The sequence below is a fragment of the Rheinheimera sp. 4Y26 genome, from assembly GCF_025245835.1.
In the GTDB taxonomy this organism is placed as follows: domain Bacteria; phylum Pseudomonadota; class Gammaproteobacteria; order Enterobacterales; family Alteromonadaceae; genus Pararheinheimera.
This window is the reverse complement of record NZ_JAOBWS010000005.1, coordinates 163,201-172,643: the sequence shown is the minus strand read 5'-3', so window position 1 is coordinate 172,643 and position 9,443 is coordinate 163,201. Positions and strand designations below refer to the sequence as shown.

Sequence of the window (9,443 nt, the reverse complement as noted above, 5' to 3'; positions counted from 1 at the left end):
AAAAAGACCAGCCGTAGCTGGTCTTATTTTGTACTTACAGTGGCTTTTTTAACAACAAATGCTGATAACGCCCTAACGATGCATAAGGTTCGGTGCGGTTGTATCTGAGCTCGACTTCCAGCAATTTATCAAACTCTGTTTCCTGCTCTGAGCGGTCGCGCAAATAATCGTGGAAACAACGCACCCCGGTTTTACTCAATAATTCAAATCCCTGTGCCTGACACCAGCGCATTACATCCAGCGGGTTTAGCGGATGTTGCGGGCTTAAACTGACTTTTTTCTTATAGGCCAAATCGCGCAGCACATAATTAAAATTGCCATAGACAATATTGGAAAACCTTTTAGCGTCCAGGTTGTAAAACATCAGCGATAAAGTGCCGCCCGGCTCCAGCAGCTGCCACAACTGCCCTATCGCCAGCTCAGGCTCTGCCAGCCATTCCAGCACGGCATGACAGAGCACCACAGGATATTGCTGCCCGCCAGCTGCAAGTTCAGCAAGACCGGTGTTTGATATATTGATTTGCTCAGACAGCCCCTGCGCTTTGGCGCTTTCTGCGGCCATGGCCAGCATTTCAGCCGATAAATCGGTCAGCAGCAACTGATGGCCCATTGATGCCAGCCATAACGCCAGCTGGCCCTGACCTGCCCCCACATCCAGCACCCGGCTTGGCTGTTGTAACGCCTCACACTCAGCTAGATCGCGCTGCAACACCAGCTGCCTTAAGCGGCCTTTGGTGGTTTGGTAGATATTCTGCTGGAATTTCGCCGCGATACTGTCAAAATTGCGGTCCGATTTTTTCTTTGTCATGGTGTTATGGAATTTCCCGTTAAAATTCTGGCCTCGCCCGCTGTGATCCTGCTGTTGCTGGCACTGCTGCTGGTTATGTTACATCAATTGCGCCCTGGCGCCGCCAAAGCCGGCAGCATTTTGTTGTTGCTGTTGATTTGGGGAGGCACCACCAAACCATTGGTCGATCAGCTGGCCGCGCCGCTTGAGCTGCAATATCCGGCTTATAACAACACAACCAACGCCGCGCCGCTGCAGCATATCTGGGTGCTGGGCTGTAATCATCAGGACAGCCCCTTTTTACCCTTGACCAGCCAGCTGGCACCTTGTTCACTGGCCAGAGTCAGTGAAGGGATCCGGCTTTGGCATCAGCAGCCAACGGCGCTGCTGCATTTTAGCGGCCGAATCGACGACAGAATCAATGAACACAGCGAAGTGGCGCGCCGTTATGCCATCGCTATGGGTGTTGCGCCTGAGCAAATTCGTTTGCATCAACAGCCGCACAACACCCGCGAAGAGATCCAAAGCCTGCTGGCCGCAACCGGCCAGGACAATGTTGCGCTGGTGACATCTGCCATGCATATGCCAAGAACCATGCGCTGGGTGGCTTTTTATCAGCAACAGCAAACAAAACGGGGACTTATCATAGCGGCGCCTACCGACTTTAGCGTCCGGCGGTTAAACCACGAGCTTAAACCTGGCCATTTTATTCCGACTGTCACTGCTCTTAGTGCGCTGAGTTATGTGCATTACGAATATCTGGGGCTGGTACTGCAGCAATGGCAGATGTCGGCCGACACAGCTTCGGCAGTAGCACAAGGCAGCCCGGACGCAGATTTAACCAAGCCGGAATAAAATACCGGATGGCCACAAAGCTGCCCGGACAAGCGCTCATCTGATCCGCAAAACCGGCTCAGGCCGGATTAGGCAAATCAATAAACTCAACTTCAATGCCGGTTTGTGCTGCAAGCCACTGCCCCAGCGCTTGTATGCCATAACGTTCGGTGGCGTGATGGCCGGCGGCAATAAAATGAATGCCTAACTCGTCTGCACTATGAATGGTTTGCTCTGACACTTCACCACTGAAAAATAAATCGGCACCGGCTTGTGCCGCAACTTCGATATAACCCTGCCCGCCACCACTGCACCAGCCGATAGTGTTAATAGTGGCAGGCCCGGCAGGGTGCACCAGTGGCTGACGCTGTAACAGGGTCTCAAGAACAGCGGCCCAGTCTTTGGCACTTCGGCTTTGATGGCAAGATGGCACATCACCCAGCATCACAACGCCCAAAGGCTCAGCTACAGTCAAAGGCCGCACATTTTCAAGCTGCAGCAACTGGCCAAGGCGGGCGTTATTACCAAGCTCGGGCTGAATATCAAGCGGCAAATGATAAGCCAACAAATTGATATCGTGGTTCAGCAGGGTTTGCAGCCGGCGTTTTTTCATGCCTGTCACCACATAATCTTCGCCTTTCCAGAAATAACCATGGTGCACCAGAATGGCGTCCGCTCCGGCTGCTACTGCAGCATCCAGCAGTTTTTGTGACGCGGTGACCCCTGTGACCACTTTTTGGATCTGACTTTTGCCCTCTACCTGCAAACCATTGGGGCAATAGTCTTTGATACGGCTGGCCCCCAGTTTTTCCTCCAGCAATTGCTGCAGTTGTTGCCTGCTGATACTCTGTGTTCGCTGCGTCATTGTGGTGCTGCTCCGGATAATTGTTCAAGTGCGGCCAGTTTGGTTTTGGCTTCGATCCATTGGCCCATAAACTTGCTGCTACGAAATTGATGTTGTCTGAGCATGGCCCCCATAAAATGTTGTGCTCTGTGCCAGCTCAGATTTGCCCTGACCTGCTCCAGTTGTTGCCAGACTCCGGGCTGCAGTGCCTCGTAAGCAAACTTTTGCTGCAAAATAGTAAAACCCTGCTGCTGTGATGCCCGCCAGAGTATCTCATCCTGATAAAGCCGCACCGCTGCCTGAGCGATAGACTGGCTATCTTCTGCCACCAGGCCGGCAAACTCGCCATGCCAACACATCCCTTCAGCGCCAATGGCGGTGGTGACACAAGGGGTGCCATTTTGCATCGCATCAATAAATTTGCCCTTAAGGCCGGCACCAAAAGGTAAAGGTGCCAGACAAACTCTGGCCTCGCGCAGCACCTTGTGGGCATCATCGGCCCAGCCTTTGATGAAAAAACCTTGTTTGCTGTTGTGAAGCGCCGTGGCTTTGGGCGGCGGATAAGCGCCATAAATATGCAGCTCAGCGCCCGGCAGTTGCTGCCTGATCACAGGCCAGATTTGTTGTAACCATAACACCGCCTGCCAGTTGGGTTCATGGCGAAAATTTCCAATAAAAACAAAATGTTTTCGCTCATCAAAATCCGGCAGGTCCAAGGTTGCCTGCTGCGTTAATAAAAAGGGGCAATACAACAACTGGCTGGCGGGCAGCTGAAATTGTTGCTGCAATAACGTCATTTCATATTCGGAAATGGTGAGTGTCAGATCTGAGCGCAAAATGGCCGCAATTTCCCGCATCGCAAGCTCTGAATGAAGATCTAAAGGTTGCAGTTGCCTTTTTTCTTTAAAGGCCTGTTGCCGTGCTGCCCGCAAAAAATGCAAATCTTCACTATCGAGCAGCCTTAAGGCATTGGGGCAAGCGGCTTCCACCCGCCAACCAAACTGCTCTTCGAGCATAAAACGGTCAAACAGCACCACATCGGGCTGCAGCTCTGCTATCCAGTGGTCGAAGCTGCTGCAATTGAGCGCAATATTCACTTCGCGGATACCAAGGGCTGTTAAATCAGCACGGTGTGGCCCGCGCTCAGCGGCACTGGCAAAAATCACCTGCCAGCCCTGAGCGCGATACATTTCCAGCAAACTTAACATCCGCCAGCCGGCAGCAGACGAGGCCGGCTCCGGCCAGACGTATCCCAATACCACTAATAACGCCATCTGCACCTCCGAAAAAACGGCCGTTATTGTAACCCTGATCCGGTAAGGCGCCAAACCTTGTCTGCCGCTGTTGCAGCACCGCACTTTTTTAGTGGTATGATGAGTGCCGATATTTTGTTGTTGGACCTGTTATGACCAAAGTGAAGGCCCCTTATCACCCAACCGAAGAGTTGTTACATTGGCTGAGCCATGCGTTTGCGGCACTTTTGAGCCTGCTGGGTTGTTTGTTGTTACTGGAAAAAAGCCTGCAGCAAAATGACTGGCAAGTCACACTGGCTGCGCTGGCATTTGGTGTCAGTTTGTTTTTATTGTATCTGTGTTCAAGTTTGTACCACGGTAGTAAAAATCCCCGTCACAAAGCCTTTTGGCGCAAGCTGGATCATGCCGCTATTTATCTGCTCATTGCCGGCAGTTACACCCCTTTTACCCTCATCAGCATGCGTGACAGCTGGGGCTTCTGGTTGCTGGCTGTGGTCTGGGGCATTGCTTTTGCCGGTATTATTCTCGAGTTTGCCGCCCATCTGAAATTTAAAAAAACCAGTCTGGTGCTTTATCTGGCGATGGGCTGGCTGGCACTGATTGCCATTCAACCTATGCTGGCGCATGTGCCTGAGGCCGGTTTGTGGTGGCTGCTGGCCGGCGGTTTATGTTATTCCTTTGGTGTGATTTTTTATGTCTGGCACGCGCTAAAATTTCACCATGCAATCTGGCATCTGTGGGTGGTGGCTGGCAGCAGCTGCCACTTTATTTCGGTATATTATTTTGTGTTGTAATGACAACATCAGCCAAAAACAAAACGCCCCGGATTGGGGCGTTTTTTATGCGTTATAACAGCCGGATTTGATTAGCAGCGGTTGACATTCAGATAATCCACCGCCGCTTTTGCCCGCACTATCCCCCAGCCATACTGGGTATCCCGGCCTGCAGTGCCTCTGTCTTCTGCGGTGGCATTGAGCGCGGCCCGGATTTTGGCAGCACTGCAGGTGCGGTGCTGACTCCAGACCAGTGCTGCAACACCGGCCACATGGGGAGATGCCATGGAAGTGCCGCTTAAGCTGGCGTAAGTGCTGTTTTTATAGGTGGAGTTTACGCTGACACCAGGACCTGAGATCTCAACCTGACTGTTGTATTGCGAGAAGCTGGCCCGCACTTTACTGCTGTTCACCGCTGCCACCGACATCACGGCACTGTACGATGCCGGGTAAGAAAATGCGCTGGTACCAGCATTACCGGCCGCAGCCACTAACAACATGCCGCCATTATAAAAATTGGTCATCGCATTACTTTCAGTGGTACTGGAGCTGCTGCCGCCAAGGCTCATATTCACCACAGAAGCACCGGCATTTTTACAGCTCTGAATGGCCTGAATCAGGTTAGAGGCTGTGGTCCATTTGCCTGAGTCGTTAAAAATTTTGACGATATGCAGGCCAAGCTTGGCTGAGCGGTTTACCCCGACCACCCCGATATTATTGCCGCCAATAGCAGCAATGGTGCCGGCAACATGGGTACCGTGGCCGTTGCCGTCTGTACTCCAGCTGCCGTGACCGCTAAAAGCATAACCTGTGACACCGCTGCCTGGCAGATCCGGATGGCCATAGTTGTAACCCGTGTCGATGACACAGGCTTTGATGTTTGAAGTCATAGCGTCACTGACCTGAGGTGCCTGTACCATGGTAATACCATAAGGCACTGACTCTGCGAGTAAATAACGTTTTGGATCCTCTTCTACATAATCCACCATCGGATTATTTTTCAGCGCTTGCAGCTGCTGGGCGTTTAGTTTTGCCACGCTGACACCAAAAGCATCCAGGTGATTGGCTTCCTGTACCTGAGCCTGGCGTAATAACGCCATAGCACCTTTACGCGAAAACTTCTGCTTACGCTCGCCTGCCGATAAATAACTGTCGGCCTCTGGGCCTAATGCCTTAATCGTTGAGCCTGGTTTAAATTTGATCATGTACTGGGTGTCATCACCGCTTAACGGCATAAACTCTTCATTGTCGCTGGCAACAGCTTGCTGCACAGACAGCGCCAGTGCAGTGACGGTAAAAAGCAGCGGCAGGATTTTTTGGATTGGTTGCATCATGATAGTGCCTTTAAATAGTTGATTTATTGTTGTTATGTCCGCCGCAGTGAATCTGTGCAACGGGCAAAAATCAAACTAAAGGCATCTGTCTGCGCCTCCAAGTCAGGGGCGCTGATATCTTTTTGACAATTTAATGACAACAAAATGATACTTTAGAAATCAATACATTAGACGACATTACATTAGCGAATCATTCTTGCTGGCGACAGGCAGGCTAAACCAGAAGGTCGCGCCTTGTTGTTCAACACTCTGAAAACCAATCTGTCCTTCATGGCTTTCGATAATACGTTTGCAGATGGTTAATCCAAGACCTGTACCCTCTTTGGCCCTGCTGTCTGACGCATCAGCCTGACTGAATTTTTCAAAAACTCTGTGCTGGAAAGCTGCCGGAATACCCACACCTTCATCTTTCACTGCCACCCTGACATCGCGGCCATTGCTGGACAGTATCACTTCAACCTGACCACCCGGATGGGAAAACTTAATGGCATTGGATAATAAATTGTCCAGCACCTGACGAATTCTAAGCGGATCAGCCATCACCAGATAACGGCTGTCGGCTGCTGTTGCTGCAGAAAAGTCGTCGTCTGCTGGCTGATCTGTGTTAACCAGCATGGTGACATGGTATTTATCACTGTAGGTTTTCATCGCGGTGACGGCTTGTTGCACTGCATCCAACAAATCAAGTTCGGTCCGTTGCAGCACAAATTTGCCGGCATCAAACTTTTGTACATCCAGCAAATCATTAATTAAATTTGATAACCGCTCACAATTATTCAGCGCCGTCTGCACCAACAGCTGATAAGGTTCAGATTCAGGTTGCACCACTTTTTGCGCAATTAAGCCTACAGCACCGCGGATAGAAGTCAGAGGGGTTCTGAGTTCATGCGACACTGTGGAGATAAATTCATCTTTGAGTTTGTCGAGACGGGTTAACTCTTTGTTGGTTTTGGCAAGCTCTAACAAGCTTTTTTCCAGCTGTTTAGTGCGAAGCGACAAGGTTAGTGAACTGTCCTCCAGCTCTTTGGTGCGCTCCGCCACTTTGGTTTCCAGAATCAGCTGCGCTTTCGCCCGCTCCTGTACGGAGTTTTGCAGTAACTTATTGATTTGCCTGATATGACGCAGCCGGTACTGATGAAATCCGAGCATCATCATCAGAACCAGGAATAACAAAGCGCCCTGCACCGGCCTGTGTTGCCACCACGGAGGTTCAACCACCAGCCGCACTGTGGCGTTCTCTGCACTAAATAAACCATGGTTGTTGGAACCGCGCACTTCAAACAGATATTCGCCTGAAGGTAAGTTAGAGTAATAAGCGCTGTTTTTGCCCGAATGCAATAACCAGTCTTTGTCAAAACCTTTGAGCCTAACCATAAACTGATTACGGCTGACATCGTGATAATCGAGGCTGGCAAACACAAATTCCACGCTGTTATCTGCAGGCGTCAGTTTAATCAGAGGCCATTGAGCGGTATGGGGCCGTGCCGGTAAACTTTTGTTGTTCACCAGCACCTGCGATATAGCCACCTGCGGCACTCTGTCATTGACCCAGAGCAGGTCAGGTTCAATCAGCGCTATACCGCCGATGGTGCCCACCAGCAACTGACCAGTCTGATCTTCAAAAATTGATTTAAAGGCCAGTTCAGTCGCCACCATGCCATCCTGGCGGGTGAAAGTGATAAATCGTTCCGTGCCAGCTGGCCTTAAGGTTAATCCTTTGGCCGACAACAGCCATATATTCTGTCTGCGATCCGTATAAGCACCAACAATATTGTCACTGGGCAAACCATTGCCACTGTGCCAATGCTGCTGAGTCTTACTATCTGGCTGATACAGAATCAGTCCTTTTGAGGTGCAAAGCAGCACAGCGTTTGCCGGGCCTGGTTCCACACACTGGACGTCGTCGCTTGGCAGTTTCAGTCCGGCTAAACCTTGTTTCAGGACTGCACCTGTGCTGGTATCAATGCGCAACAAACCTGAATATCGACTGCCCACCCAGAGGATCTTGTCTTTGAGCAGCATGGCCTGCACTGCGTCGCCAACTTTTTGCCGCATTTCCTCTTTAAGATAACTGACCACTTTGTCCGATGCCGGATCCCAGGCCAGTACGCCTTCGCCCCACAGACCAAACCAGAACTGGCCATTGTGTTCGATCTGTAAATCGCGGATGTTGCCGTCACTGCTCTTTGCCAGCGTAAAAGGTGTGGTGACCTTGCTGATGGCATCCAGCTTCGCATTGTACTGATACAAACCCACATCAGTGGCTGCATATAACTGGCCTTGTTGATCCAGCCTGATACTGTTTACCCTGCCACCTGTGGCATAACGCTTTAATTGTTGTTGCTGCCGGTCAATCCGGTACAGATGGTCGGCACTACCCAGCCAGATGATGCCATTTGCCGCAAAAACGCTGGTGACGGTAAAGTTAAACTGTTCGGCCGGCAAAGTGGGCAGCAGATTTTTTAACGCAGAAAATGCAGACTTGTTGTGCCTTGCAAAATATAACCCGCTTTCTCGCGACCCCAGCCACAACACGCCGGTTCTGTCTAAAAAAATGCTTCTGACATTGACGTTGGGCAATAACGACTGTTGTTCCCTAAAAGGTACGAACTGCAATAGCTCAGGATCCACCCTGAACATGCCGTTATAAGTGCCGACCAACAATCTGTTGTCAGCATCAAAACGCAGCACGTTAATAATGGGAGTTTGTTGTTGCGGGAAAAACGGAATTTTCTGCAGTTTACCTTGTTGCAACCGGAACAAGGCATTGCGCCCGCCGAGCCATAAATCATTGTTATGGGTGGTTAAGGCTCTGATTTCATTGTCGCGGCTTTGTGGATCAGCATCGGGGTATAACATAAACGCCTGACTTAAACCCGTACTTTGCTGATAACTGTGTAGCCCCTGCGCTGTGCCTATCCAGACAGTGCCGTCTTCAGTCTGGGCCAGACTCCAGATACGCTGATTGATTAAAGGCTGCGCCGATGTAGGGCTGCCAATGCGGATTATGCTGCCGTCCGGATTTATTTTATTTAAGCCAAGCGTAGTGCCAACCCAGACAGCGCCGTCTTTATCCTGCATCAGGGTTTGAATATACATACCGGCCAGCGCGTTTTCGGAACTTTCATCAGCCACGATACGACGCAACTTGCCACTGACGCCGTCGATGCGGCTTAAACCATAACCCCAGGTGCCAGCCCAAAGCGTGTTGTTGCGACCAATTAATAAAACACCAACATCCTGATTACCAACTTGTTGGTGTTCGGCCGGACCTAACAGCGGAAATTCAGTAAAGGTATAACCATCGTATCTGAGCAAACCAGAGTTGGTGGATGTCAGCCAGATATAACCATGTTTGTCCTGAGCCACACTGTAAATAGTGGCATTTGGCAAGCCGTCATCGACGCCAATACGTTTAAAGTCGTGATAGCTCAACACACTGTGGCTGCAGACGGCAGCCCAGCATAAGATCAGTATCCTTAACCAGCCAGCCAGTTGCCGACTCCTCCACCCGCGCTCCAGAACAACCTCCGGCTCCAAATCACTACCTGCTTCTGCGGTAACGCCTTCACCTTAGCACAGCAAAGCTCAGTTTACAGCGCAAGCGAATTAATTTCG

At 50.7% G+C, this 9,443-nt stretch carries 7 protein-coding genes; 2 read left to right on the top strand and 5 right to left on the bottom strand.

Annotated elements, in window-relative coordinates:
* Nucleotides 1-34: 34 nt before the first annotated feature.
* Nucleotides 35-808, bottom strand: coding sequence for a methyltransferase domain-containing protein (locus N3Z11_RS08780; RefSeq protein WP_260656792.1), 774 nt, complete (start codon nucleotides 806-808; stop codon nucleotides 35-37).
* 6 nt (nucleotides 809-814) lie between these two features.
* Between N3Z11_RS08780 and N3Z11_RS08775 the strand changes: the two genes are divergently transcribed.
* The gene (locus N3Z11_RS08775) at nucleotides 815-1,642 is read left to right on the top strand and encodes a YdcF family protein (protein WP_260656791.1); all 828 of its coding nucleotides are present in this window, start codon (nucleotides 815-817) and stop codon (nucleotides 1,640-1,642) included.
* Between the two features lie 58 nt (nucleotides 1,643-1,700).
* Here the strand turns inward: N3Z11_RS08775 and N3Z11_RS08770 are convergent, their stop codons facing one another.
* Together N3Z11_RS08770 and N3Z11_RS08765 are read right to left on the bottom strand one after the other, a co-directional pair.
* A complete protein-coding gene (locus N3Z11_RS08770; protein ID WP_409566861.1) occupies nucleotides 1,701-2,486 on the bottom strand; it encodes a Nif3-like dinuclear metal center hexameric protein in 786 nt (261 codons plus the stop codon).
* A complete protein-coding gene (locus tag N3Z11_RS08765; protein WP_260656790.1) occupies nucleotides 2,483-3,739 on the bottom strand; it encodes a glycosyltransferase in 1,257 nt (418 codons plus the stop codon). The genes N3Z11_RS08770 and N3Z11_RS08765 overlap by 4 nt, the downstream gene beginning before the upstream one ends.
* Nucleotides 3,740-3,870: 131 nt before the next feature.
* Between N3Z11_RS08765 and trhA the strand changes: the two genes are divergently transcribed.
* A complete protein-coding gene (trhA, locus tag N3Z11_RS08760) occupies nucleotides 3,871-4,512 on the top strand; it encodes a PAQR family membrane homeostasis protein TrhA (protein ID WP_260656789.1) in 642 nt (213 codons plus the stop codon).
* A gap of 71 nt (nucleotides 4,513-4,583) precedes the next feature.
* Here trhA and N3Z11_RS08755 read toward each other — a convergent pair whose 3' ends face one another.
* Together N3Z11_RS08755 and N3Z11_RS08750 are read right to left on the bottom strand one after the other, a co-directional pair.
* Nucleotides 4,584-5,825 carry a S8 family peptidase gene (locus N3Z11_RS08755; protein ID WP_260656788.1) on the bottom strand — a complete coding sequence of 414 codons (1,242 nt, stop codon included), beginning with the start codon at nucleotides 5,823-5,825 and terminating at the stop codon, nucleotides 4,584-4,586.
* Nucleotides 5,826-6,002: 177 nt separating this feature from the next.
* Entirely contained in the window at nucleotides 6,003-9,263 is a 3,261-nt protein-coding gene (locus tag N3Z11_RS08750; protein WP_260656787.1) for a sensor histidine kinase, read from the bottom strand.
* Nucleotides 9,264-9,443 lie beyond the last annotated feature (180 nt).